Source organism: Pseudomonas sp. GCEP-101 (assembly GCF_025133575.1).
Classification (GTDB): domain Bacteria; phylum Pseudomonadota; class Gammaproteobacteria; order Pseudomonadales; family Pseudomonadaceae; genus Pseudomonas; species Pseudomonas nitroreducens_B.
In genome coordinates, this window is sequence record NZ_CP104011.1 from 2978555 (window position 1) to 3004125 (window position 25571).

26 protein-coding genes are annotated in these 25571 nt (G+C 65.6%); 15 read left to right on the forward strand and 11 right to left on the reverse strand.

Translation table 11 applies throughout. The features are described from left to right. Positions 1-38 precede the first annotated feature (38 nt). The 4 genes from rng (at position 39) to tldD (ending at position 7834) form a co-directional block, all read left to right on the forward strand. Positions 39-1496: a ribonuclease G gene (gene rng / locus N0B71_RS13625; RefSeq protein WP_259759358.1), complete on the forward strand. Its 1458-nt coding sequence runs from the start codon at positions 39-41 to the stop codon at positions 1494-1496. A 158-nt stretch (positions 1497-1654) separates the two neighbouring features. Beyond that, a complete protein-coding gene (locus tag N0B71_RS13630) occupies positions 1655-5473 on the forward strand; it encodes a YhdP family protein (protein ID WP_259759359.1) in 3819 nt (1272 codons plus the stop codon). Between the two features lie 67 nt (positions 5474-5540). Continuing rightward, positions 5541-6389, forward strand: coding sequence for a carbon-nitrogen hydrolase family protein (locus N0B71_RS13635; protein WP_259759360.1), 849 nt, complete (start codon positions 5541-5543; stop codon positions 6387-6389). A gap of 2 nt (positions 6390-6391) precedes the next feature. Then, positions 6392-7834 carry a metalloprotease TldD gene (gene tldD, locus N0B71_RS13640; RefSeq protein ID WP_259759361.1) on the forward strand — a complete coding sequence of 481 codons (1443 nt, stop codon included), beginning with the start codon at positions 6392-6394 and terminating at the stop codon, positions 7832-7834. 40 nt (positions 7835-7874) lie between these two features. Here the strand turns inward: tldD and yjgA are convergent, their stop codons facing one another. After that, entirely contained in the window at positions 7875-8399 is a 525-nt protein-coding gene (gene yjgA / locus N0B71_RS13645) for a ribosome biogenesis factor YjgA (protein ID WP_259759362.1), read from the reverse strand. A 116-nt stretch (positions 8400-8515) separates the two neighbouring features. Between yjgA and pmbA the strand changes: the two genes are divergently transcribed. After that, on the forward strand, positions 8516-9865 hold the full coding sequence (gene pmbA, locus N0B71_RS13650; RefSeq protein WP_259759363.1) for a metalloprotease PmbA: 1350 nt from the start codon (positions 8516-8518) through the stop codon (positions 9863-9865). A gap of 416 nt (positions 9866-10281) precedes the next feature. On the opposite strand, the gene N0B71_RS13655 is transcribed toward pmbA, so the two are convergent. From N0B71_RS13655 to N0B71_RS13700, 10 genes are all read right to left on the reverse strand, one after another. Next, positions 10282-10554, reverse strand: coding sequence for an HPr family phosphocarrier protein (locus tag N0B71_RS13655; protein WP_259759364.1), 273 nt, complete (start codon positions 10552-10554; stop codon positions 10282-10284). A gap of 34 nt (positions 10555-10588) precedes the next feature. Beyond that, entirely contained in the window at positions 10589-11446 is an 858-nt protein-coding gene (gene rapZ, locus N0B71_RS13660; RefSeq protein ID WP_259759365.1) for an RNase adapter RapZ, read from the reverse strand. Positions 11447-11448: 2 nt separating this feature from the next. Further along, positions 11449-11916 carry a PTS IIA-like nitrogen regulatory protein PtsN gene (gene ptsN, locus N0B71_RS13665; protein ID WP_037009823.1) on the reverse strand — a complete coding sequence of 156 codons (468 nt, stop codon included), beginning with the start codon at positions 11914-11916 and terminating at the stop codon, positions 11449-11451. 9 nt (positions 11917-11925) lie between these two features. Beyond that, positions 11926-12234 carry a ribosome hibernation-promoting factor, HPF/YfiA family gene (gene hpf, locus N0B71_RS13670; RefSeq protein WP_017518151.1) on the reverse strand — a complete coding sequence of 103 codons (309 nt, stop codon included), beginning with the start codon at positions 12232-12234 and terminating at the stop codon, positions 11926-11928. A gap of 78 nt (positions 12235-12312) precedes the next feature. Then, entirely contained in the window at positions 12313-13815 is a 1503-nt protein-coding gene (locus tag N0B71_RS13675) for an RNA polymerase factor sigma-54 (RefSeq protein ID WP_259759366.1), read from the reverse strand. A 252-nt stretch (positions 13816-14067) separates the two neighbouring features. Beyond that, complete coding sequence (gene lptB, locus N0B71_RS13680) at positions 14068-14793, reverse strand: LPS export ABC transporter ATP-binding protein (RefSeq protein ID WP_259759367.1); 726 nt, start codon at positions 14791-14793, stop codon at positions 14068-14070. After that, positions 14793-15329, reverse strand: a complete 537-nt coding sequence (lptA, locus tag N0B71_RS13685; protein WP_017518148.1) for a lipopolysaccharide transport periplasmic protein LptA — start codon at positions 15327-15329, stop codon at positions 14793-14795. Before lptA ends, lptB begins: the two co-directional genes overlap by 1 nt. Next, on the reverse strand, positions 15316-15888 hold the full coding sequence (gene lptC, locus N0B71_RS13690; RefSeq protein ID WP_259759368.1) for an LPS export ABC transporter periplasmic protein LptC: 573 nt from the start codon (positions 15886-15888) through the stop codon (positions 15316-15318). The genes lptA and lptC overlap by 14 nt, the downstream gene beginning before the upstream one ends. Before the next feature lie 8 nt (positions 15889-15896). Beyond that, complete coding sequence (locus N0B71_RS13695; RefSeq protein ID WP_054906618.1) at positions 15897-16421, reverse strand: KdsC family phosphatase; 525 nt, start codon at positions 16419-16421, stop codon at positions 15897-15899. Then, positions 16422-17396, reverse strand: coding sequence for a KpsF/GutQ family sugar-phosphate isomerase (locus N0B71_RS13700; RefSeq protein WP_259759369.1), 975 nt, complete (start codon positions 17394-17396; stop codon positions 16422-16424). Positions 17397-17634: 238 nt separating this feature from the next. Here N0B71_RS13700 and N0B71_RS13705 point away from each other — a divergent pair, with 238 nt between their 5' ends. The 10 genes from N0B71_RS13705 (at position 17635) to hisC (ending at position 25521) form a co-directional block, all read left to right on the forward strand. Next, positions 17635-18444 (forward strand): ATP-binding cassette domain-containing protein, encoded by an 810-nt coding sequence (locus N0B71_RS13705; protein ID WP_024766540.1) that lies wholly within the window; start codon positions 17635-17637, stop codon positions 18442-18444. Further along, positions 18444-19241 carry a lipid asymmetry maintenance ABC transporter permease subunit MlaE gene (mlaE, locus tag N0B71_RS13710; RefSeq protein WP_259759370.1) on the forward strand — a complete coding sequence of 266 codons (798 nt, stop codon included), beginning with the start codon at positions 18444-18446 and terminating at the stop codon, positions 19239-19241. Before N0B71_RS13705 ends, mlaE begins: the two co-directional genes overlap by 1 nt. Beyond that, complete coding sequence (gene mlaD, locus N0B71_RS13715; RefSeq protein ID WP_024766538.1) at positions 19241-19714, forward strand: outer membrane lipid asymmetry maintenance protein MlaD; 474 nt, start codon at positions 19241-19243, stop codon at positions 19712-19714. The genes mlaE and mlaD overlap by 1 nt, the downstream gene beginning before the upstream one ends. An 11-nt stretch (positions 19715-19725) precedes the next feature. Continuing rightward, positions 19726-20373 (forward strand): Tgt2/MlaC family protein, encoded by a 648-nt coding sequence (locus N0B71_RS13720; protein WP_259759371.1) that lies wholly within the window; start codon positions 19726-19728, stop codon positions 20371-20373. Next, positions 20370-20678, forward strand: a complete 309-nt coding sequence (locus N0B71_RS13725) for an STAS domain-containing protein (RefSeq protein ID WP_259759372.1) — start codon at positions 20370-20372, stop codon at positions 20676-20678. Before N0B71_RS13720 ends, N0B71_RS13725 begins: the two co-directional genes overlap by 4 nt. A gap of 109 nt (positions 20679-20787) precedes the next feature. Further along, positions 20788-21027 (forward strand): BolA family protein, encoded by a 240-nt coding sequence (locus N0B71_RS13730; RefSeq protein ID WP_259759373.1) that lies wholly within the window; start codon positions 20788-20790, stop codon positions 21025-21027. Positions 21028-21046: 19 nt separating this feature from the next. Beyond that, the gene (murA, locus tag N0B71_RS13735; RefSeq protein WP_259759374.1) at positions 21047-22315 is read left to right on the forward strand and encodes a UDP-N-acetylglucosamine 1-carboxyvinyltransferase; all 1269 of its coding nucleotides are present in this window, start codon (positions 21047-21049) and stop codon (positions 22313-22315) included. A gap of 14 nt (positions 22316-22329) precedes the next feature. Further along, positions 22330-22965, forward strand: coding sequence for an ATP phosphoribosyltransferase (gene hisG, locus N0B71_RS13740; RefSeq protein ID WP_017518137.1), 636 nt, complete (start codon positions 22330-22332; stop codon positions 22963-22965). Positions 22966-23139: 174 nt separating this feature from the next. Further along, entirely contained in the window at positions 23140-24462 is a 1323-nt protein-coding gene (gene hisD, locus N0B71_RS13745) for a histidinol dehydrogenase (protein ID WP_259759375.1), read from the forward strand. Between the two features lie 3 nt (positions 24463-24465). Continuing rightward, positions 24466-25521 (forward strand): histidinol-phosphate transaminase, encoded by a 1056-nt coding sequence (gene hisC, locus N0B71_RS13750; protein ID WP_259759376.1) that lies wholly within the window; start codon positions 24466-24468, stop codon positions 25519-25521. The last annotated feature ends 50 nt before the right edge of the window (positions 25522-25571 follow it).

Sequence of the window (25571 nt, forward strand, 5' to 3'; positions counted from 1 at the left end):
AGCGCTGGCACGACTCCGGGCGCGATAAGGAAGGGCGCATGAGCGAAGAGATCCTGATCAATATCACGCCGATGGAATCGCGCGTGGCGGTGGTGGAGAACGGCGTCTTGCAGGAGGTCCATGTCGAGCGCACGCTGCGCCGCGGGATCGTCGGCAATATCTACAAGGGCAAGGTCGTGCGCGTGCTGCCGGGCATGCAGGCGGCCTTCGTCGACGTCGGCCTGGAGCGCGCCGCCTTCATTCACGCGGCGGAAATCTCCACCCGTGAGGGCAGCGCCGTGGAGAGCATCGGCGCGCTGGTCCACGAAGGGCAGAGCCTGGTGGTGCAGGTCACCAAGGACCCCATCGGCACCAAGGGCGCGCGCCTGACCACGCACCTGTCGATTCCCTCGCGCTACCTGGTCTACATGCCGCGCACCAGCCACGTCGGCATTTCCCTGAAGATCGAGGATGAGCACGAGCGCGAGCGCCTCAAGCAGGTGGTCGCCAAATGCGTCGAGGCCGAGGGTATCGTCGAGCAGGGCGGGTTCATCCTGCGCACCGCCGCCGAGGGCGCCGGGGAGGACGAGATCCTCGCCGACATCCGCTACCTGCGCCGCCTCTGGGACCAGATCGATGCGCAGATCAAGACCGTTGGCGCGCCGACGATGATCTACGAAGACCTCTCCCTGGCCCTGCGCACCCTGCGCGACCTGGTGAACCCGCGCATCGAGAAGATCCGCGTCGATTCCCGGGAGAACTTCCAGAAGATCACGCAGTTCGTCGAAGAGCTCATGCCGGAAATCGCCGATCGCCTGGAGCACTATCCCGGCGAGCGGCCGATCTTCGACCTCTACGGCGTCGAGGACGAGGTGCAGAAGGCGCTGGAGCGCAAGGTGCTGCTCAAGTCCGGCGGCTACCTGATCATCGACCCGACCGAGGCGATGACCACCATCGACGTGAATACCGGCGCCTTCGTCGGCCACCGCAACCTCGAAGAAACCATCTTCAAGACCAACCTCGAGGCGGCCACCGCCATTGCCCGTCAGCTGCGCCTGCGCAACCTGGGCGGGATCATCATCATCGACTTCATCGACATGGAAGACGAGGAGCACCGCCGCCAGGTCCTGCGGACCCTGGAGAAGCAGCTCGAACGCGACCATGCCAAGACCAACATCATCGGCATCACCGAGCTGGGCCTGGTGCAGATGACCCGCAAGCGCACCCGCGAAAGCCTGGTGCAGGTGCTCTGCGAGCCCTGCCCGAGCTGCCAGGGGCGCGGCATGCTGAAGACGCCGGAAACCATCTGCTACGAAATCTTCCGCGAGATCCTCCGCGAGGCGCGGGCCTACCAGGCCGATTCCTACCTGGTGCTGGCCAACCAGAAGGTGGTGGATCGCCTGCTCGACGAGGAGTCGGGCAACGTGGCGGATCTCGAGCTGTTCATCGGCCGCCCGATCAAGTTCCAGGTGGAGGCGATGTATTCCCAGGAGCAGTACGACGTGGTCCTGCTTTGAGTGGCGGATCGCACAATGCGGGAATCCGGCAGGAGGCCGCTGTGAAATGGGGTTTTGGGGAGCTTTGCCTGACGCACACTGTCAGACCTGATTCGACCGTGCATGGCTGGGAGGCCACTCGATGATCCTTCGCTTCGCCCCGCGGCCGGACGCCTGACATGGAACGCGCCGGCCGCCTGTTCGCCACCTCCCTGCGTATCGTCCTCGCCCTCCTGGCGCTGGGACTGGTGCTGCTCGCGTTGTACGTCAGCCTCGGCCGGCAACTGGTGCCGCTGGTGGCGGAGTACCGTGACGACCTGGCGCGCAAGGCCAGCGAACAACTGGGCCTGCCGGTCGCCATCGGCGCGCTGGAGGGCCACTGGCATGCCTTCAGCCCGATCATCGTGGTGCGCGACATCCAGCTGGGCGAGGGCAACGACTCGCTGCGCCTGGAGCGGGTGCGCCTGACCCCGGACATTCTAGGCAGCGTGATGGCACGCCAGCCGCGCATCGACAGCCTGGAGCTGGAAGGCCTGCACCTCACCCTGCGCGAAGACGAGGACGGCCAATGGCACGCTGACGGCCTGCCCAGCCGGGGCGGCGACACCGACCCGCGCAAGCTCATCGACCTGCTGCTGACTCCGCGCCGCCTGTCGCTGATGGACAGCCAACTGACCGTGCTGCCGCAACAGGCCAACCCGCTCTCGCTGAACTACGTCGGCATGACCCTGCGCAGCGGCAGCCGCCAGCGCCTGGAAGCGCGCCTGAGCCTGCCCGGCGGCGAGCCGGTGGCCGCGCGCCTGGAGACCCGCCTGAACCGCGACGACTGGACGAAGAGTTCGGCCGAGCTCTACCTCAGTCTGCCGCAGGCCGACTGGGCCAAATGGCTGCCCGCGCGCCTCACCGGGGCCTGGACGCTGGCCCAGGCCAAGGCCGGTGGCGAACTCTGGGCGACCATCGACCAGGGCGTGCCGGTCTCCGCCGTGGCGCGGCTAAACGCCCCGAAGATCGAAGCCGCCCTGGGCGAGCGCAAGCCGGTCAGCTTCAGCGACCTCGGCGTGAGCCTGTTCTTCCAGCGCCAGGGGGACGATCTCGACGTGCGTGTCGCCGATCTGGCGGCGAACTTCGGCGAAACCCGCTGGGGTGAGGTGGAACTGGAGCTGACGCGCCGGCTCAAGGGCGAGGAACACTGGCAGCTGCGCGGCGACCGTCTCGACCTGACCCCGCTGGGCCCGGCCATTACCGCCCTGGCGCCGCTGCCGGACAAGGCCATCGAGTGGCTCGACGGCCTCAAGCCCCACGGCGTGCTGCACAACGTCAACCTCGACTACTGGCCGCAGCGCGAGGGGGCCGAGCGTGTCACCTATGCCGCCAACCTGGAGAAGGTCGGCGTCAATGCCTTCCATGACGTGCCCGCCGTGGCCAACGTCGACGGCACCTTCAGCGGCAACCTGGGCGGCGGCACGCTGGACGCCAACGCCCAGGACTTCATGCTGCACCTGGCGACGCTGTTCCCCGAGCCCTGGCGTTACCGCAGCGCCCGCGCCCGGCTGTTCTTCCAGCTCAACGACGACGCCTTCACCCTCGGCAGCCACCTGATGAAGGTGGAGGGCGAGGAGGGCACCCTCGCCGGCGACATGCTCATCCGCCTGATGCGCGACCCGGCGCTCGAGGACTACATGGACCTGCGCGTCGGCATGAGCAATGGCGACGCCCGCTACACCGGCAAGTACCTGCCCACCGTCATCCCGCAGATGAGCAAGGACCTCGCCGCCTGGCTCAAGGGCTCGATCAAGAGCGGGCGCATCGAGCAGGGCTACTTCCTCTGGCAGGGTTCGCTGCAGAAGCACTCCGCGCCCGAGGCCCACGCCATGACCCTGTATTTCAAGGTCCACGACGGCGTCCTCGACTACCAGCCGGGCTGGCCCGGCCTGAGCAAGGCCGAGGGCGAGGTGCGCGTCGAGGACACCGGCGTCAGCATCCACGCCAGCAGCGGGCGCATCCTCAACAGCCAGGTGCGCGACGTCTCGGTGGAGATTCCCCATACCAATCCCGGCGAAGTCGCCCACCTGCACGTCAACGGCGATATCGACAGTAACCTCGTCGATGGCCTGAAGATCCTCCAGGACTCGCCGATCGGCGCGACCCACACCTTCGCCGGCTGGGAAGGCTCGGGCAACCTCAACGGCCACCTCAACCTCGATATTCCTCTGGCCAAGGGCGAGGCGAGCAAGGCGCGGGTGATCGTCGATTTCGATACCGACAAGGCGCAGCTGAAGATCGCCAAGCCGGAACTGAACCTGGAGCAGGTGAAGGGCAAGTTCCGCTACGACACCGACAGCGGCCTGAGCGGGCAGAACATTGCCGCCCAGGTGCTGGGCAGCCGCGTCACCGGCAGCATCCGCGCCGAAGGCCGCAACGGCGTGCCGCGCACGCGGGTGCTGGTGGGTGGGCAGGTCCCGGTGAAGGCCCTGCTCGACTGGGGCAAGGTGCAGAAGCAAGTGCCGGTGGATGGCCGTGTGCCGTTCCAGCTCAACCTGTTGCTCGACGGCAAGGACAGCCAGTTGCAGGTCACTTCCAACCTGCAGGGTGTCACCATCGATCTGCCAGCGCCGCTGGGCAAGGCCGCGCAGGAAACCCGCGACAGCGAGTGGCGCATGACCCTGGATGGCGCCGAACGCCGCTACTGGGCGACCTACGGTGACCGTGCCAGCCTCGCCTACGCCGCCCCGGCGGACCAGCCGCTGGCCGGACGAGGCGTGCTGCGCCTGGGCGGCGACCCGGCGGTACTGCCCAACTGGAGTGGCGTGCAGGTGCGCGGCAAGATCGATGAGGTCGACGCCGACGCCTGGCAGGCCGTGGTCAAGAAGTACTCCAATAGCGGTGTCGAGGGCGCGGCAGGACTGCTGCGTGGCGCGGACCTGCAGATCGCTCGCTTCAAGGGCTTCGGCCAGACCCTGGAAAACCTCACGCTGGATCTCGCCCGCGTCGACAGCAGCTGGCAGCTCGGGCTGGTGAGCGCGCTGGTCTCCGGCAAGATCACCCTGCCCGACAGCAAGGTGAAGCCGATCCAGATCGCCCTGGACCGCATCGACCTGCCCAAGGGCGAGGCCATCGATTCCGAGAAGGCAGTGGAACAACCGGACCCGCTGGCGAAGATCGACCCGCGCAGCCTGCCGCCTATGGATGTGTCCATCCGCCAGGTGCTCAAGGCTGGCAAGCCGGTCGGCGCCTGGAGCTTCAATGTGCGCCCGACACCTACCGGCGTGGGCTTCAACGACGTCAATCTGGACCTGCGCGGCCTGTCGGTGAAGGGCAACCTGCGCTGGGACGGCATGGACGCCAGCGCACGCAGCACCTTCCAGGGCCAGCTCGAAGGCAAGAACCTGGGCGATGTGCTCAAGGCCTGGGACTTTGCGCCCAGCGTGACCAGCGAGCGCTTCCGCGTGGACATCAACGGCAACTGGCCGGGCTCGCCGGCGGCGCTGAACCTGCGCCGCTTCGGCGGCACCTTGGATGCCAACCTGCGCAAGGGCCAGTTCGTCGAAGTGGAAGGCGGCGCCAACGCCCTGCGGGTGTTCGGCCTGCTCAACTTCAACGCCATCAACCGCCGTCTGCGCCTGGACTTCTCCGACCTGCTGGGCAAGGGCCTGAGCTACGACCGGGTCAAGGGCGTGCTCACCGCCACCGACGGTGTCTACTTCACCCGCGAGCCGCTGCGCCTGGACGGCCCGTCGAGCAACCTGGAGCTCAACGGCACCCTCGATCTGGCCCACGACGAGATCGACGCCAAGCTGCTGGTGACCCTGCCGGTGACCAACAACCTGCCGCTGGCAGCGCTGATCGTCGGGGCGCCGGCCATCGGCGGCGCGCTGTTCGTGGTGGACAAGCTGCTGGGCGACCGGGTGGCGCGTTTCGCCAGCGTCCAGTACAGCGTGAAAGGCCCGTGGCAGAGCCCGACCATCGCCTTCGAGAAGCCTTTCGAAAAGCCTCATTGAGCCGCTCAATCGAGCACAAAGCCTGGGCTTCGGTTAGCATGAAACCCAGACACCGACGGAGCTTCGCATGTCCCTTGCCGTCATTCAGATGGTCAGCCAGGACGACGTCCTGGCCAATCTCGCCGCCGCCCGTCGCCTGCTCGAGCAGGCCGCCGAGGGTGGTGCGCGCCTCGCCGTGCTGCCGGAGAACTTCGCCGCCATGGGCCGCCGCGACCTGGCGGACATCGGTCGCGCCGAAGCCCTGGGCAGCGGTCCGATCCTGCCCTGGTTGAAAAGCACCGCCCGCGACCTCAGGTTGTGGATAGTCGCCGGCACCCTGCCGTTACCGCCCGCGGGCCAGCCGGACGCCAAGGCCAACGCCTGTTCGCTGCTGGTGGACGAACGGGGCGAGGTGGCGGCGCGCTATGACAAGCTGCACCTGTTCGACGTGGACGTTGCCGACGCCCGTGGCCGCTATCGCGAGTCGGACGACTACGCCTTCGGCCAGCGTGTGGTGGTGGCCGACACCCCGGTCGGACGCCTCGGGCTGACGGTCTGCTACGACCTGCGTTTCCCCGAGCTCTACACCGCGCTGCGCGAAGCCGGCGCGGAACTGATCAGCGCCCCCTCGGCCTTTACCGCCGTGACCGGCGCGGCGCACTGGGAGATCCTCGTCCGCGCCCGCGCCATCGAGACCCAGTGCTACCTGCTGGCGGCCGGGCAGGGCGGCACCCACCCCAAAGGACGGGAAACCTGGGGGCAGTCGGCCATCGTCGACCCCTGGGGGCGTATCCTTGCCGAACAGGCCAAGGGCGAAGCCGTGCTGCTGGCCGAGCGCGACAGCGAGGAACAGGCGGCGGTCCGGCAGCGCATGCCGATTGCCCGGCACAGACGATTTTTCCCGCCGGTCGAACCTCGACCGGCGCGTACGGAGTGAATATGAGCGAACTGTTGTCATCCGTCAGCCAGCACCTGCTGGCCCCCGGTGGGCTGGACATCGACCAGCTGTCGCCGATCCTGCACGAGCTGAGCGGCCCCGGCATCGACGCCGCCGACCTGTACTTCCAGAGCCAGGTCTCCGAGTCCTGGATGCTGGAGGACGGCATCGTCAAGGAAGGCAGCTTCCACATGGACCAGGGCGTTGGCGTGCGCGCGCAGTCGGGTGAGAAGACCGGCTTCGCCTACAGCAACGCGATCAACCATGAGGCGCTGATCCAGGCCGCCCGCGCTGCCCGTTCGATCTCCCGTGCGGGGCAGAACGGCAAGGTGCAGGCCTTCAATGCCGTGGTGCCGGCCCGTCTGTATTCCGGCGAGAACCCGCTGGACGTGCTCAGCCGCGCCGAGAAGGTGGAGCTGCTGCAGAAGATCGATGCCGCCACCCGCGCCCTCGATCCGCGCATCCAGCAGGTCACCGTCAGCCTCGCCGGCGTCTGGGACCAGGTGCTGATCGCCGCCGCGGACGGTTCGCTGGCCGCCGACATCCGCCCGCTGGTGCGCTTCAACGTCAGCGTCATCGTCGAACAGAACGGCCGCCGCGAGCGTGGCGGCCACGGTGGCGGCGGGCGTACCGACTACCAGTACTTCCTCCAGGAAGACCGCGCCATGAGCTACGCCCGTGAGGCGCTGCGCCAGGCGCTGGTCAACCTCGAGGCGGTGCCCGCGCCGGCCGGCAGCCTGCCGGTGGTGATGGGCGCCGGCTGGTCCGGCGTGCTGCTGCACGAAGCCGTCGGCCATGGCCTGGAAGGCGACTTCAACCGCAAGGGCAGCTCCAACTACAGCGGCCGCATCGGCGAGAAGGTGGCTTCCAGCCTGTGCACCATCGTCGACGACGGCACCATTGCCGGCCGTCGCGGTTCGCTGTCGGTGGACGACGAAGGCACGCCGACGAACTGCAACGTGCTGATCGAGAACGGCATCCTCAAGGGTTACATGCAGGACAAGCTCAATGCCCGCCTGATGGGCGTGGCGCGCACCGGCAACGGCCGGCGCGAGTCCTACGCGCATCTGCCGATGCCGCGCATGACCAACACCTACATGCTGGCCGGACAGAGCGATCCGCAGGAAATCATCGCCAGCGTCGAGCGCGGTATCTACTGCGCGAACCTCGGCGGCGGGCAGGTGGACATCACCAGCGGCAAGTTCGTCTTCGCCACCAGCGAGGCCTACCTGATCGAGAACGGCAAGATCACCCGCCCGGTGAAGGGCGCGACCTTGATCGGCAACGGCCCGGAAGTGATGAGCCGGGTGTCCATGGTCGGCAACGACCTGGCGCTGGACAGCGGCGTGGGCACCTGTGGCAAGGACGGCCAGTCCGTGCCGGTGGGTGTGGGTCAGCCGACCCTGAAGATCGACGCCATCACCGTCGGCGGCACGGGCGCCTGAGGTCGTTGCCGGTGAGGCTGGACGGGCAGGACGCGGCCGCTCAACGCAGGCCGCGTTTGATCTCGTCCAGCTCGCGGATGTACTTGAAGATCTTCCGCGCCGCGGCTGGAGGCTTGTTGTGAGCGGCCTCGTGCTGGGCGTGGCGGATCAGTTGGAGCAGGTGCTGGCGGTCGCTTTCGGGGTATTCGCCGAAGAAGGCCGACAGCGCCGCGTCACCACCGGTGATCAGGTGGTCGCGCCAGCGCTCCAGGGCGTGGAAGCGTTCGTTGTACTGACGGGTCGAGGTGTCGACCTGTTCCAGCAGGGCGAGGATGGCCTCGACGTCCTGGTCGCGCATCAGCTTGCCGATGAACTGCCGATGGCGCTTCTTGGCGGCGTTGGCCTTGTGCTTGGGAGCTTCTTCCAGCGCGCGGCGCAGCGGATCGGTCAGCGGCATGCGGTCGAGCATGTCGGCCTTGAGCGTGGTCAGGCGCTCGCCGAGTTCCTGCAGCGCGTGCATTTCGCGTTTTACTTGCGACTTGCTCTTCTCTTCGAAGGACGAGTCGTCATCGTGAATTTCAGCCATGGCGGGGGTCTCGTAGAAAACGCCGCCATGATAACGAGTCAGGGGCCGCTTGTCCGGCCCGCGCCGGTCGCCGCCGCCTGATGGCGGGGCCGGACCATGAACAGGAGAGGCATGCAATGAGCGAACACAACCCGGCAGTGAGCCCGGAGGTCCTTCCCGAACTGCGCGAGCAGGTCGAGCGGATCATTGCCGAGGCGTCCCGGCAGGGCGCCAGCGCCTGCGAAGTGGCGGTGTCGGTGGAGCAGGGACTGTCGACCTCGGTGCGCCAGGGTGAAGTCGAGACCGTCGAGTTCAACCGCGACCAGGGCTTTGGCATCACCCTCTACGTCGGCCAGCGCAAGGGCTCGGCGAGCACCTCGGCGACCGGTGCCGACGCCATCCGCGAGACCGTGGCGGCAGCCCTGGCCATCGCCAGGCATGCCTCCGAGGATGATTGCGCCGGCCTGGCCGACCCCGCGCTGATGGCCCGCGACCTGCCGGACCTGGACCTGTACCACGGCTGGTCGATCACCCCCGACCAGGCCATCGAGCGGGCCCTGGCCTGCGAGGCTGCCGCGTTCGCCGCCGACAAGCGCGTCACCAAGGCCGACGGCACCACGCTCAATACCCACCAGGGCTGCCGCGTCTACGGCAACAGCCATGGCTTTATCGGCGGTTACGCCAGCACCCGCCACAGCCTGAGCTGCGTGATGATCGCCGAAGGCGAAGGGCAGATGCAGCGCGATTACTGGTACGACGTGAACCGTCGCGGAGAGCTGCTGGCTACTCCCGAATCCATCGGTCGCCGCGCCGCCGAGCGTGCCGCCAGCCGTCTGGGCGCGCGCCCGGTGCCGACAGCCGAAGTGCCGGTGCTGTTCGCTCCGGAGGTCGCTGTCGGCCTGTTCGGCCACTTCCTCGGCGCCATTTCCGGCGGCAGCCTGTACCGCAAGTCGTCCTTCCTGGAGGGGGCGCTGGGCCAGCAGCTGTTCCCCGACTGGCTGACCCTGGACGAGCGCCCGCTGCTGCGCGGCGCACTGGGCAGCGCCTCGTTCGACAACGACGGCCTGGCGACCTATGCCAAGCCGTTCGTCGAGGGCGGCGAGCTGGTGTCCTACGTGCTCGGCACCTACTCCGGGCGCAAGCTCGGCATGCCCAGCACGGCCAACTCCGGCGGTGTGCACAACCTGTTCGTCAGTCATGGCGACGAGGACCAGGCCGCCCTGATCCGCCACATGGGCCGCGGCCTGCTGGTGACCGAGCTGATGGGGCAGGGCGTGAACCTGGTGACGGGAGATTACTCCCGCGGCGCGGGCGGCTACTGGGTGGAGAACGGAGAGATCCAGTTCCCGGTGCAGGAGGTGACCATCGCTGCCAACCTGCGCGACCTGTTCCGTAACATCGTCGCCATCGGCAACGACGTGGAATACCGCGGCAACCTGCACACCGGCTCCGTGCTCATCGAAAAGATGATGGTCGCTGGCAACTGATCCAAGCCCGCCGCGGCCAGTCTGGTCGCGGCTTCCCGTTTTTCTCGTTCCACGTCTTCGAGCCAGCGTGCTGCTGGCCAGGGCGGTCATCGCGGCGCTCCAGGCCGGGAATCGCCGAGGACCAGGCAGGACTGATCGGACAACTGCTGGCCCTGCTGGGGGGAGCCCGGACACCGGCTGACCGCCGAAACACCTGTAGGAGCGCGCCATGTGCGCGATCGCGGGCATGGCCCGCTCCTACAAGGGAATGCCGTTTCCTGCGGCTCGCTCTTACAGAGAGCAATAAAAAGCCCGCCGATTGCGTCTTCCGGATAGCAACGCGCGACTCGACTACGCGGCTCAGACCGTGCAGGGCTGTTCTTCGAGGGTTGTCGGATTAGAGCGCTGGGTACGACGCTGGGCTGAAGCCCGGCGCGTCACTCGCCTTCGTCGAAGTAGTTGTTGATCAGTTCGACCAGCGCCTGGAGCGCTTCGTCTTCCTGTTCGCCTTCGGCAAAGAGGTGCAGATTGGTGCCCTTGCCGGCCGCCAGCATCATCACGGCCATGATGCTCTTGCCGTCCACGGTGCTTTCGGGGCTGCGCCCCACGCGGACCTGGCAGGGGAAACGTCCCGCAACGCCGACGAATTTGGCCGCCGCACGGGCGTGCAGACCAAGCTTGTTGATGATGGTGACTTCGAGGGCGGGCATCGCGAGGGGCTGTCCTTTTGTTGTCTGTCGCTGCTTAGCTCAGGTCGCGGTGGCGAATCTGTACGTTGGTGAGGGTTTCCTTGAGGGCCTGGCCAATGCGCTCGGCCAGGTAGGTCGAGCGATGCTGGCCACCGGTGCAGCCGATGGCGATGGTGACGTAGGCCCGGTTGCTCGCGGCGAAGCGCGGCAGCCATTTGTTCAGGTAGGCGAGGATGTCCTGGTACATCTCCTCGACGTCCGGTTGTGCCGCCAGGTATTCCTGCACTTCCACTTCCAGCCCGGTGTGCTCGCGTAGCTCCGGCTTCCAGTAGGGGTTGGGCAGGCAGCGTACGTCGAACACGAGGTCGGCATCCACCGGCATGCCGCGCTTGAAGCCGAAGGATTCGACCAGGAAGGCGGTGCCCAGTTCGGGCTTGTTCAGCAGGCGCAGCTTGAGGACGTCGCGCAGCTGATAAAGGTTCAGGTTGGTGGTGTTGAGCTTGAGATCGGCCAGGTCGGCGATGGGCGCCAGCAGGTGCGATTCGTCGGCGATGGCTTCGGCCAGGGAACGGCTGTCGCTGGTCAGCGGGTGGCGCCGGCGGGTCTCGGAAAAGCGTTTGAGCAGGGTTTCGTCATCGGCATCGAGGTACAGCACGTCGCACTGGATGTGCTTGTCGCGGGCTTCCTGCAGCAGCTCCGGGAAGCGCTGCAACTGGCTCGGCAGGTTGCGCGCGTCGATGGAGACGGCGACCTGGGGATGCAGCAGCTCGGTGTGCAGCAGCGCGCGCTGGGCCAGGTCCGGAAGGAGGCTGGCCGGCAGGTTGTCGATGCAGTAGAAGCCGTTGTCCTCGAGCACATTGAGCGCGGTGCTCTTGCCCGAGCCGGATCTTCCACTGACGATGATCAGGCGCATGATCAGTGCCCGTTGTTCTGGAAGTCCACGACGATCCGGTACAGGTCCTCGCCGTTGGCGGCGTGACGCAGGCGGTCGCGGACGTCGGAGCGGTCGAGCATGGAGGCGATCTGCCGCAGTAGTTCCAGGTGCTCCTCGGTGGCCGCTTCGGGTACCAGCAGCACGAACACCAGGTCCACCGGCGCGCCGTCGAGGGCGTCGAAGTCTACCGGGTGGTCAAGGTGGAGGATGGCGCTGATGGGCGACTGGCAGCCGGGGAGACGGCAGTGGGGAATGGCGATGCCATTGCCGAAGCCGGTGGAGCCCAGGCGTTCCCGGGCCACCAGGCTGTCGAAGATGTCTTGGGAATCGAAGCCCGGCAGCTCGCGCGCCACCAGGTTGGCGATTTGTTCGAGGACACGTTTCTTGCTGCCGCCCGGCACGTTCACGAGGGAACGGCCGGGGGTCAGGATTTGCTCAAGTCGGATCATAGAGAGGGGTTAACGAACGCCCACACCTTGCTGGCGTTCGAGGTATTTTTCCTTGTGCTTGATCAGTTGGCGGTCGAGCTTGTCGGTGAGCAGGTCGATGGCCGCGTACATGTCTTCATGTTCGGCGCAGGCCACCACTTCGCCTCCGGCGATGTGGAGGGTGGCTTCAATTTTCTGCTTCAGTTTCTCGACCTCCATGATGACCTGAACATTGGTGATCTTGTCGAAGTGGCGCTCCAGCCGGCCAAGTTTCTCGCCGACATAGTCGCGCAGGGCGTCGGTCACATCCAGTTGATGTCCACTGATGTTGACTTGCATACCGCTTTCTCCTTGTTGCCCGTGTGTAAGTGGCAGGTTAGGGGGCCTGCCGCCGGAACACTTTGGCGTGGATCAACGTCACACCAGTCGCTTGCGCTCGCTCGAGGGAGAGATTCCTAGGGACTCCCGGTACTTGGCGACGGTACGACGTGCCACTTGAATGCCCTGTGCCTCCAGTAAACCAGCGATCTTGCTGTCACTCAATGGCTTTTTCGGACTTTCCGCCGCGACCAGTTTCTTGATGATCGCGCGGATCGCCGTGGAGGAGCACTCGCCGCCTTCGGAGGTGCTGACGTGGCTGGAGAAGAAGTACTTCAGCTCGAAGATGCCCCGCGGCGTGTGCATGAACTTCTGCGTGGTGACGCGGGAGATGGTCGATTCGTGCATGCCCACCGCTTCGGCGATGTCATGCAGGACCAGCGGTTTCATCGCCTCCTCGCCGTATTCGAGGAAGCCGCGCTGGTGCTCGACGATCTGCGTCGCCACCTTCATCAGCGTCTCGTTGCGGCTTTGCAGGCTCTTGATGAACCAGCGCGCTTCCTGTAGCTGGTTGCGCATGAAAGTGTTGTCGGCGCTGGAGTCGGCGCGGCGTACCAGGCCCGCGTATTGCGAGTTGACGCGCAGGCGCGGCACCGCTTCCTGGTTCAGCTCCACCAGCCAGCGGTCGTTGTGCTTGCGGACGATGACGTCCGGGACCACGTATTCGGCTTCGCCGGATTCGATCTGCGAGCCGGGGCGCGGGTGCAGCGACTGGATCAGCTCGATGGTTTCGCGCAGCTCGTCTTCCTTGAGCTTCATGCGTCGCATCAGTTGGCTGTAGTCGCGGCTGCCGAGCAGGTCGAGGTGGTCGCTGACCAGGCGGATGGCCTCGGCCAGCAGGTAGGTCTTGGGCGGCATCTGGCGCAGCTGCAGCAGCAGGCATTCGCGCAGGTTGCGCGCGCCGACGCCGGCGGGTTCGAGCTGTTGCACGCGGCGCAGCACGACTTCCACTTCATCCATCTCTACGCCCAATTCGGGATCGATGGAGGCGAGGATGTCGTCGAGGGATTCTTCGAGGTAACCGTCGTCCGTGATGCCGTCGATGATGCTCAGGGCGATCAGGCGGTCGGTATCGGACATCGGCAGGAGGTTGAGCTGCCACAGCAGGTGGCTCTGCAGGCTTTCGCCGGCGGAGGTGCGGGAGGTGAAGTCCCACTCGTCGTCATCGTTGCTGGGCAGGCTGCTGGCACTGGTCTGGTAGATGTCTTCCCAGGCGGTGTCGACCGGCAACTCGTTGGGGATGCGCTCGGCCCACTGGTCCTCGTCGAGGCTGTCGGCGGTGGGCGTAGTGCTTTCCTGGAAGTTGTCCTGGGAACTGCTGCTGGTACCGTTGGCGCCGGACTCTGCGCCGTCCGCCATGGGGTCGCTGTTATCGAAATCCTCGCCTTCTTCCTGGCGCTCCAGCATCGGGTTGGACTCCAGGGCTTCCTGGATTTCCTGTTGGAGGTCCAGCGTGGAGAGCTGGAGCAGTCGGATGGCCTGTTGCAGCTGCGGGGTCATCGTCAGCTGCTGGCCCATCTTGAGGACTAGCGATGGTTTCATGCTGGAACTAGGCACCTTGTTCGCTGGCGCACGGCGCGCCATATCCACGACTACGGACGCCGGAGCGCCGCGAGGAAGCAAATTATATGCCTGAGTTTGGACGCTTTGCCTAGGGGCTGTCGACCTTTCGTTACAACCCGGTTGCGCCAGGCAAGAGCGGGCAGCCGAATACGACGCGCAGCGGCCGGCAAGCCGCGCCACGCTTGGGCAGGAGAGAGGCTGCCGCGCCCAGGCAGGGCGCGGCGCGGGGCCTTACAGGCGGAACTCGTGGCCCAGGTAGACTTCCTTCACCAGGTCGTTGGCGAGGATGCTTTCGGCGCTGCCTTCGGCGATCAGTTGACCGTCGTTGACGATGTACGCCGTTTCGCAGATATCCAGGGTCTCGCGGACGTTGTGGTCGGTGATCAGCACACCGATGCCCTTGGCCTTGAGGTGATGGATGATCTGCTTGATGTCGCCCACGGAGATCGGGTCGACGCCAGCGAAGGGTTCGTCCAGCAGGATGAACTTCGGCGAGCTGGCCAGGGCGCGGGCGATTTCCACGCGGCGGCGTTCACCACCGGACAGGCTCATGCCGAGGTTGTCGCGGATGTGGTGGATGTGGAACTCCTCGAGCAGGCCCTCCAGGGCTTCCTGGCGGCCGGCGCGATCGAGGTCGGCGCGGGTTTCCAGGATGGCGCCGATGTTGTCCGCCACCGACAGCTTGCGGAAGATCGAGGCTTCCTGCGGCAGGTAGCCGATGCCGGCGCGTGCGCGGCCGTGCATGGGCAGGTGGGTGACATCCTGCTCGTCGATGCGCACGACGCCCTGATCGGCGCGAACCAGGCCGACGATCATGTAGAAGCAGGTGGTCTTGCCCGCTCCGTTGGGGCCGAGCAGGCCGACGATCTGCCCGCTATCGATGCTCATGCTGACATCGCGGACGACTTGCCGGCTCTTGTAGCTCTTGGCGAGGTGCTGGGCGGTTAGCGTAGCCATTACTGCGCTTGATCCTGCTTTTTCTTGGGCTGGATGACCATGTCGATACGCGGACGCGGCGTGGTCACCTGGGAGCCGGTGGCGCGGCCTGCGTTGACGATCTGGCGCTGGGTGTCATAGACGATCTTCTCGCCTTCGAAGGTGTTGCCTTCCTGGATCACCTTGGCCTGGTCGATCAGCACCACGCGGTTCTGCGACACGAAGTACTGGATGGTCAGGCCGTAGGCCTGGGTGATCTGCTTGTCCGGCGCCGGCTTCTGCTCGAAGTAGGCGGGCTTGCCGACCGAGGTGACGACCTCGATCTCGCCATCCTTGTTCTGCTTGAGCGTGACGGTGTTGCCGGTCAGCTTCATGCTGCCCTGGGTCACCACCACGTCGCCGCGATAGACCGCTACGCCCTGCTTGTCATCCAGTTCGGCGCTGTCGGCCTGGACGCGGATCGGCTGTTCCCGGTCGGTGGGAAGCGCCCAGGCGGCAGAGCTGCCGATGGCGGCGGCGAGGCTGAAGAGAAGGGGGAGGGTGTTAACGAGCCTCATGCTGACCTCTTACGTTGGACAGCAGGAGCATCCGGCTGTCTTTCAGATACGCTTTCATGCCAACTGCCGTGGTCACACCGTTGGGTTCGGTGATCTTCACGGGTTGGTCAGTCTGCGCATAGTCCTTGTCTGGGAACACCGTCATGCGCGAGGTGTTGAGCAGGAGCGTGCGCTGCTGTGCGTCGGTGCGCGCAACGCGCACGTCGTCGATCAGCTCGACCTGCTTGCCTTCGGGGGCCACTTCGGCGCGAACGCTCTGGACATGCCACGGCTGAGGCTCGTTCTCCCGGTGGAAGAAGAGGTCGGGCGTGGTGACCAGGGTCACGTCGGTTGCTTTCAGGTGTTCGAGTTTGTCGGCGGTCATCTCGTAGGCGAGGGAACCGTCGACGCGGTACTGCACGCTCTTGGCGTTCACCACGTAGAAATCGACAGCGTCGCTGGTCTGCGACTTGAGTTGCCGCTCGTTGAAGTCCAGGCGCACGTTCCAGTAATAGCCGAGGGCGATCAGCAGGATGGCGATCAGGGCGAGCAACAGCTTCTGTTGGAGTGTCTTGGGCATGTTCGGCTCTAGAGGTACGCGTTCTGGGCAGCTTCGAGGTTGCCCTGGGCGCGCAGGATCAGTTCGCAGAACTCGCGGGCGGCGCCTTCGCCGCCACGGGCCTGGGTCACGCCGTCGGCATGCTGGCGCACGAACGCATCGCCGCTGGCGACCGCCATGCCCAGGCCGGCGCGGCGGATGGCCGGCAGGTCGGGTAGATCGTCGCCCAGGTAGGCGACTTCTTCATAGCCTAGACCCAGTTCGGCGAGCAACTCGTCCAGGGCGACCAGCTTGTCTTCGCGGCCCTGGAACAGGTGGTTGATGCCCAGGTTCTTCGCCCGGCGCTCGACCACCGGGCTGGAACGGCCGGTGATGATCGCGGTGCGCACGCCGGAGTTCATCAGCATCTTGATGCCCTGGCCGTCCAGGGTGTTGAACGTCTTGAACTCGCCGCCGTCAGGCAGGAAGTAGAGCTTGCCGTCGGTGAGCACGCCATCGACGTCGAACACCGCCAGGCGGACCGCTTTCGCGCGTTGCAGCAGGTCGGCGGTCATTCAGATGACCCCCGCGCGGGTCAGGTCGTGGACGTGGAGGACGCCGACCGGATGATCCTTGTCGTCGACCACCACGAGCACGTTGATCTTGTGGTCGTCCATGATCTTCAGGGCTTCGGCGGCGAGCATGTCCGGGCGCGCGGTCTTGCCGTGCACGGTCATCACCTGGTCGATGGTCACCTGGCGCACGTCCAGGCCCTTGTCGAGGGTGCGGCGCAGGTCGCCGTCGGTGAAGACCCCGGCCAGACGGCCGTCTTCGCCCAGGATGACGGTCATGCCCAAGCCCTTGCGGGTCATTTCCAGCAGGGCGCCGCTGAGCGACGTGCCCGGGGAAACCTGCGGCAATGCTTCACCCACGTGCATGATGTTTTCCACTTTCAGCAACAATCGACGACCCAGTGCGCCGCCCGGATGCGAGAAAGCGAAGTCTTCGGCGGTGAAGCCGCGGGCTTCCAGCAGGGCGATGGCGAGCGCGTCGCCGATCACCAGGGAAACCGTGGTGGAGGAGGTCGGCGCCAGGTTCAGCGAGCAGGCTTCGTGCTCGACGCTGGCATCCAGGTTGACCGCGGCGGCCTTGGCCAGCGGCGATTCGGCGTTGCCGGTCATGCTGATCAGGGTGATGCCCAGGCGCTTGATCAGCGGCAGCAGGGTGACGATTTCGGCGGTGGAACCGGAGTTGGACAGAGCCAGGACGACGTCGTCCTTGGTGATCATGCCCATGTCGCCGTGGCTGGCTTCGGCCGGATGGACGAAGAAGGACGGCGTGCCGGTGCTGGCCAGGGTGGCGGCGATCTTGCGGGCGATGTGCCCGGATTTGCCCATGCCGACCACGACCACGCGGCCCTTGCAGGCCAGCAGCAGTTCGCAGGCCAGGGAGAAATCGGCGCCGATGCGCGGCAGCAGAGCGTCTACCGAGTCACGCTCGAGGCGGATGGTGCGTTGTGCCGACTGGATGAAATCGTGTTTCTGGCTCATGTTCCAAAGGCGCGGGGCAAAATGAAGTGCGAGATTATAACGGGAAAGCGACGAAGGCTTCATCACTGGCATCTCAATGTTGAGCGCATTTTGCTGAACTGGCCCTTAACGGTGGCTTAGCAGCGCTTGGGGCGCGGCTTCGCGGGGTGTTATAGTTCGCCGCCGTTCGGCCTGCCGCGCCGTGTTCCTGCCGTGTGACAGACGGGGCAACGGACAGCGCCGTGATGAAAGGAGTTCTATGAGCACCAATGACCAATACGCGGTCGAGCTGAAGGGCCTGAGCTTCAAGCGTGGCACGCGTAAGATTTTCGATAACGTGGACATCCGCATTCCGCGCGGCAAGGTCACCGGGATCATGGGGCCCTCGGGGTGTGGCAAGACCACCCTGCTGCGACTGATCGCCGCCCAACTGCGCCCGGCGAGCGGGGAAGTGTGGGTCAACGGCCAGAATCTCCCCACGCTGGGTCGCAGCGACCTGTTCGACATGCGCAAGCAGTTCGGCGTGCTGTTCCAGAGCGGCGCGCTGTTCACCGACCTCGACGTCTTCGAGAACGTGGCCTTCCCGCTGCGGGTGCACACCGAGCTGCCGGAAGACATGATTCGCGACATCGTCCTGATGAAGCTGCAGGCCGTGGGCCTGCGCGGAGCGGTGGAGCTGATGCCGGACGAGCTGTCCGGCGGCATGAAGCGCCGTGTGGCGCTGGCCCGCGCGATTGCGCTGGACCCGCAGATCCTGATGTACGACGAGCCCTTCGTGGGACAGGACCCGATCGCCATGGGCGTACTGGTGCGCCTGATCCGTCTGCTCAACGATGCCCTGGGCATCACCAGCATCGTGGTCTCCCACGACCTGGCGGAAACCGCGAGCATCGCCGACTACATCTATATCGTCGGCGACGGCCGTGTGCTCGGCCACGGGACGCCGGCGGACCTGCAGGGTCTCGACGATCCGCGGGTGCGCCAGTTCATGAAGGGCATCCCGGATGGCCCGGTGCCGTTCCACTATCCTGCTCGCGATTACCGCGCCGACCTGCTGGGAGAACGTTGATGCGCAAGACTTCACCGCTCGAGCGCGTTCGCCTGCTCGGGCGCGCGGGCCTCGATGTCCTCGAGTCGCTGGGCCGTTCGAGCCTGTTCCTGGTGCATGCCATCTTCGGCCGCCGCGTACACAGCGGCGCCTTCCAGTTGCTGGTCAAGCAGCTGTATTCGGTGGGCGTGCTGTCCCTGGCGATCATCGTCGTCTCCGGGCTGTTCATCGGCATGGTGCTGGCCCTGCAGGGCTACAACATCCTGGCGAGCTACGGTTCCGAGCAGGCGGTTGGCCAGATGGTGGCGCTGACGCTGTTGCGTGAACTGGGGCCGGTGGTGACCGGTCTGTTGTTCGCAGGGCGTGCCGGTTCTGCGCTGACCGCCGAGATCGGCAACATGAAATCCACGGAGCAGCTGTCCAGCCTGGAGATGATCGGCGTCGACCCGCTCAAGTACATCATCGCGCCGCGCCTGTGGGCCGGCTTCATCTCGATGCCGCTGCTGGCAGCTATCTTCAGTGTCGTCGGCATCTGGGGCGGAGCCCTGGTCGCCGTGGACTGGCTGGGTGTGTATGACGGTTCGTACTGGTCGAACATGCAGAACAGCGTGCAGTTCACCAAGGACATTCTCAATGGCGTGATCAAGAGCGTGGTGTTCGCCTTCGTCGTGACCTGGATCGCCGTGTTCCAGGGGTATGACTGCGAACCCACCTCCGAAGGGATCAGCCGCGCCACCACCCGTACCGTTGTGTATGCCTCCCTGGCCGTGCTGGGGCTGGACTTCATCCTGACCGCCTTGATGTTTGGAGACTTCTGATGCAAACCCGCACCCTGGAAATCGGTGTAGGCCTGTTCATTCTGGCCGGCCTGCTGGCCCTGCTGCTGCTGGCCCTGCGTGTCAGCGGACTGACCATCGGCAATTCGGGCGATACCTACAAGCTGTACGCCTATTTCGACAATATCGCCGGTGTCACCGTGCGCGGTAAGGTCACCATGGCGGGCGTCACCATCGGCAAGGTCACCGCGGTGGACCTGGACCATGACAGCTATCGTGGTCGTGTGACCATGGAGATCAACCGTCAGGTCAACAACCTGCCGGACGACTCGACCGCCTCCATCCTGACCGCCGGCCTGCTCGGCGAGAAATACATCGGCATCAGCGTCGGTGGTGATGAAGAGCTGCTCAAGGACGGCGATACCATCAAGGACACCCAGTCGGCACTCGTGCTGGAAGACCTGATCGGCAAGTTCCTGCTGAATTCGGTCAACAAAGACGACTCGAAGAAATGAGGACTCATTCCATGTTGAAAACCTTGCGCCGTGGCTTCCTGGTTCTGCTCGCGATCCTGCCGCTGTTCGCCCAGGCCGAGCAGACCGCTCAGCAGGTCGTGCAGCAGACCGTCGACAGCCTGCTGTCGGACCTGAAAACCAACAAGGCCAGCTACAAGGCCAATCCCCAGGCGTTCTACGACACCCTGAACCGCATCCTCGGCCCGGTAGTGGACTCCGAGGGCATCGCCAAGGGCGTGATGACCGTCAAGTATTCGCGCCAGGCCACCCCGGAGCAGGTTAAGCGCTTCGAGGAAACCTTCAAGAACAGCCTGTTCCAGTTCTACGGCAACGCGCTGCTGGAATACGACAACCAGGACATCCGCGTGCTGAACACCGGCAAGCAGGAGCAGGACCGCGCTTCGGTGAACATGGAAGTGGTGGGCAGCAGCGGCGCCATCTATCCGGTGCAGTACACCATGGTCAACCAGGGCGGCACCTGGCGCCTGCGTAACGTGATCATCAACGGCATCAACATCGGCAAGCTGTTCCGTGACCAGTTCGCCGATTCCATGCAGAAGAACCGCAATGATCTGGAAGCCACCATCGCCGGGTGGGGCCAGGTAGTCGCCAAGGCCAAGGACGCTGCCAAGGGCCAGCCGGAAGGCGGCGCTGAATGAGCCAGGGCGATATCTCGGAGCGTTCCGAGGGCGAACTGGCCCTGGTCGGCGTGCTGGATTACAGCACCGGCCCCGCGTTGCGCGAGAAGGGCGCCCGGCTGATTTCCGCCAGCAAGGCAACGGCGCTGCGCGTGGATTGCTCCGGGGTGGAACACTCCAGCAGCGTCGGATTGTCGCTGCTGCTGTCCTATACCCGCGATGCGCGCAAGGCCGGCAAGACGCTGCAGATCGCCGGCCTGCCCAAGGACATGCAGGAAATCGCCAAGGTGGGCGAGCTCCTGGAGATCCTGCCGTTACAACATTGAAACAATGAGAAGCCCTCCGTCCGCGACTTCCCCTGCCGGGGTTCGCAGGCGGGGGGCTTTTTTGTATCATGGCCGACCCGCGCGCGTAGGGCGCCGAACGAGGTTGAGCATGCAGGCCGTAGAAGTCAAAAACTTCCTGGAATCGAAACTGCCAGGTACCCAGATCGAAGTGGAAGGCGAAGGCTGCAATTTCCAGCTGAACCTGATCAGCGACGAGCTCGCCGGCCTGAGCCCGGTCAAGCGCCAGCAACAAGTCTATGCCCACCTGAACGAGTGGATCGCCTCGGGCGCCATCCATGCCGTCACCATGAAATTCTTCAGCCGCGCCGCCTGGGCCGAGCGTTCCTGAGCCCACGGGGAAAATAGCAATGGATAAACTGATCATTACCGGCGGCACTCGTCTCGATGGCGAGATCCGCATCTCCGGCGCGAAGAACTCGGCGCTGCCGATCCTCGCCGCCACCCTGCTGGCCGACACCCCGGTGACCGTCTGCAACCTGCCGCACCTGCACGACATCACCACCATGATCGAGCTGTTCGGTCGCATGGGCGTGCAGCCGATCATCGACGAGAAGCTCAACGTCGAAGTCGACGCCAGCACCATCAAGACTCTGGTGGCGCCGTACGAGCTGGTCAAGACCATGCGGGCGTCGATCCTCGTGCTTGGCCCGATGGTGGCCCGCTTCGGTGAAGCCGAAGTCGCGCTGCCCGGCGGCTGCGCCATCGGTTCGCGTCCGGTGGACCTGCACATCCGCGGGCTGGAAGCCATGGGCGCGCAGATCACCGTCGAAGGCGGCTACATCAAGGCCAAGGCTCCGGCTGGCGGCCTGCAGGGCGCGCACTTCTTCTTCGATACCGTCAGCGTGACCGGTACCGAGAACATTATGATGGCCGCCGCGCTGGCCAATGGTCGTTCCGTGCTGGAAAACGCCGCGCGCGAGCCCGAAGTCGTCGACCTGGCCAACTTCATCAACGCCATGGGCGGTGATGTGCAGGGCGCCGGTACCGATACCATCGTGATCAACGGCGTCAAAAGCCTGGGTGGCGGCGCCAAGTACAGCGTCATGCCCGACCGCATCGAGACCGGCACCTACCTGGCCGCTGCCGCGGCTACCGGTGGCCGCGTCAAGCTCAAGGACACCGATCCGACCATCCTCGAGGCCGTGCTGGCCAAGCTGGTCGAAGCGGGCGCGCACATCACCACCGGCAGCAACTGGATCGAGCTGGACATGAAGGGCAACCGGCCGAAGGCGGTGAACATCCGCACCGCGCCGTACCCGGCATTCCCCACCGACATGCAGGCGCAGTTCATTTCCCTGAACGCCATCGCCGAAGGCACCGGCGCGGTCATCGAGACCGTGTTCGAGAACCGCTTCATGCACGTCTACGAAATGAACCGCATGGGCGCGCAGATCCTGGTCGAAGGCAACACCGCCATCGTTACCGGCGTTCCGCAGCTCAAGGGCGCCCCGGTCATGGCAACCGACCTGCGTGCTTCCGCCAGCCTGGTGATCGCTGCCCTGGTCGCTGAAGGCGACACCCTGATCGACCGCATCTACCACATCGACCGTGGCTACGAGTGCATCGAAGAGAAACTGCAACTGCTCGGGGCGAAGATTCGCCGCGTACCGGGCTAGGGCTGAGGCAGACAATGCTGACGATTGCCCTGTCCAAGGGCCGGATCCTCGACGACACCCTGCCGCTGCTCGCGGCGGCAGGCATCGTGCCGACCGAGAATCCGGACAAGAGCCGCAAGCTGATCATCCCCACCACCCTCGATGACGTGCGCCTGCTGATCGTGCGCGCCACCGACGTGCCGACCTATGTCGAGCACGGCGCCGCCGACCTCGGCGTGGCGGGCAAGGACGTGCTCATGGAGTACGGTGGCCAGGGCCTTTACGAGCCGCTGGACCTGAAGATCGCCAACTGCAAGCTGATGACCGCCGGTGCGGTCGGGGCGCCGGAGCCCAAGGGGCGCCTGCGCGTGGCCACCAAGTTCGTCAATGTCGCCAAGCGCTACTACGCCGAACAGGGCCGCCAGGTCGACGTGATCAAGCTGTACGGCTCCATGGAGCTGGCACCGCTGGTCGGCCTCGCCGACAAGATCATCGACGTGGTCGATACCGGCAATACCCTGCGCGCGAACGGCCTGGAGCCCCAGGAACTGATCGCGCACATCAGCTCGCGCCTGGTGGTGAACAAGGCTTCGATGAAGATGCAGCATGCGCGCATCCAGGCCCTGATCGACACCCTGCGCGAAGCGGTGGAGTCTCGACACCGGGCGTAACCCTTAGCGCGGCCTTCTCGCCGCGCCGTGACCGCCATGGATGGCGGGAATGCCGAAAACGCAGGAGCAGCTTTTCGGCCCTATCCGTGTCATAGCCAAATTTTCTCGGGTGCCCGCACGGAAGGCTTGATAGTCTTGCGGCGCCCGAGATCACGCCAATTAAAGAGGCCAGCTATGACCGCACCCTTCGCACTCCGTCGACTCAACGCCGCCGATCCGGACTTCGCGCGTCATCTGGACCATCTGCTCTCCTGGGAAAGCGTGTCCGACGAGTCGGTGAACCAGCGCGTGCTGGACATCATCGCTGACGTGCGCCAGCGCGGTGACGCCGCCGTGGTGGAGTTCACCCAGCGTTTCGATGGCGTCGACGCCACATCCATGGCCGACCTGATCCTGCCGCGCGAGCGCCTGGAACTGGCCCTGACCCGCATCACCCCGGCCCAGCGCGAGGCGCTGGAGATCGCCGCCGGGCGCGTGCGCAGCTACCACGAGAAGCAGAAGCAGGACTCCTGGCGCTACACCGAAGCCGACGGCACCGTGCTCGGCCAGCAGGTCACCCCGCTGGATCGCGCCGGCCTGTATGTGCCTGGCGGCAAGGCGTCCTACCCGTCGTCCGTGCTGATGAACGCCATTCCGGCCAAGGTCGCCGGCGTCGCCGAAGTGGTGATGGTGGTGCCGACCCCGCGCGGCGAGATCAATGAAATCGTCCTGGCCGCCGCCTGCATCGCCGGCGTCGATCGCGTCTTCACCATTGGCGGCGCCCAGGCCGTGGCCGCGCTGGCCTACGGCACCGAGAGCGTGCCGCAGGTGGACAAGATCGTCGGCCCGGGCAATATCTACGTCGCCACCGCCAAGCGCCACGTGTTCGGCCAGGTGGGTATCGACATGATCGCCGGCCCGTCCGAAATCCTCGTGGTCTGCGATGGCGGCACCGATCCGGACTGGATCGCCATGGACCTGTTCTCCCAGGCCGAGCACGACGAGGACGCCCAGTCGATCCTGGTCAGCCCCGACGCCGCCTTCCTGGACAAGGTCGCCGCCAGCATCGAGAAGCTGCTGCCGACCATGGAGCGCGCCGAGATCATCCGCACTTCGCTGACCAACCGCGGCGCGCTGATTCATGTGGCCGACCAGGAGCAGGCCTGCCAGGTCGCCAACCGCATCGCGCCGGAGCACCTGGAGCTGTCCGTGGCCGACCCGGAAAGCTGGCTGCCGAAGATCCGCCACGCCGGCGCCATCTTCATGGGCCGCTACACCGCCGAGGCGCTGGGCGATTACTGCGCCGGCCCGAACCACGTGCTGCCGACTTCCGGCACGGCGCGCTTCTCCTCGCCGCTGGGCGTGTACGACTTCCAGAAGCGCTCCTCGATCATCTTCTGCTCCGCGCCGGGCGCTTCCGAGCTGGGCAAGACCGCTTCGATCCTGGCCCGTGGCGAGTCGCTGACCGCCCACGCGCGCAGCGCCGAGTTCCGCATCCTTGACGCTAAGAGTGAGTAACCCATGAGCAAATTCTGGAGTCCCTTCGTCAAGGAACTGGTGCCCTACGTTCCGGGCGAGCAGCCGAAGCTGGCCAAGCTGGTCAAGCTCAACACCAACGAGAACCCCTACGGCCCATCGCCGAAGGTGGTCGCCGCGATCCAGGCCGAGCTGAACGACACGCTGCGCCTGTACCCGGACCCGAATGCGGATCGCCTCAAGCAGACCATCGCCCAGTACCACGGCGTGAAGCCCTCCCAGGTCTTCGTCGGCAACGGTTCGGACGAGGTCCTGGCACACGCCTTCCACGCGCTGTTCCAGCACGGCAAGCCGCTGCTGTTCCCCGACGTGACCTACAGCTTCTACCCGGTCTACTGCGGCCTCTACGGCATCGACTTCGAAGCGCTGCCGCTGGACGAGCAGTTCCAGATCCGCGTCGAGGATTACGCGCGCCCGAACGGCGGCATCATCTTCCCCAACCCCAACGCGCCCACTGGTTGCCTGCTGCCGCTCGAGGCCATCGAACGCCTGCTGCAAGCGAGCCCGGACAGCGTGGTACTGGTGGATGAGGCCTATGTCGATTTCGGTGGCGAGACGGCGATTTCCCTGGTCAACCGTTACCCGAACCTGCTGGTGGCGCAGACCCTGTCCAAGTCGCGTTCGCTGGCGGGCCTGCGGGTCGGCTTCGCGGTCGGCCACGAGGACCTGATCGAAGCGCTGGAGCGGGTGAAGAACAGCTTCAACTCCTACCCGCTGGACCGCCTGGCCCTGGCTGGCGCGGTGGCGTCCTTCGAGGACCAGGCCTACTTCGAGCAGACCTGCAACGCGGTTATCCACAGCCGCGACAAGCTGGTGGCTGAGCTCAAGACCCTGGGCTTCGACGTGCTGCCGTCGGCGGCGAACTTCATCTTCGCCCGCCACCCGCAGCGCGACGGTGCCGAGTTGGCCGCGGCGCTGCGCGAGGAGGGCGTGATCGTGCGTCACTTCAAGCAGCAGCGGATCAACCAGTTCCTGCGCATCAGCATTGGCACCGAGGAGCAGAACCAGGCGCTGCTGGATGCGTTGCGCCTGAAGCTGTAAGCCATTCGCGGAAATGAAAACGGCGCCCTCGGGCGCCGTTTTTCATTGCG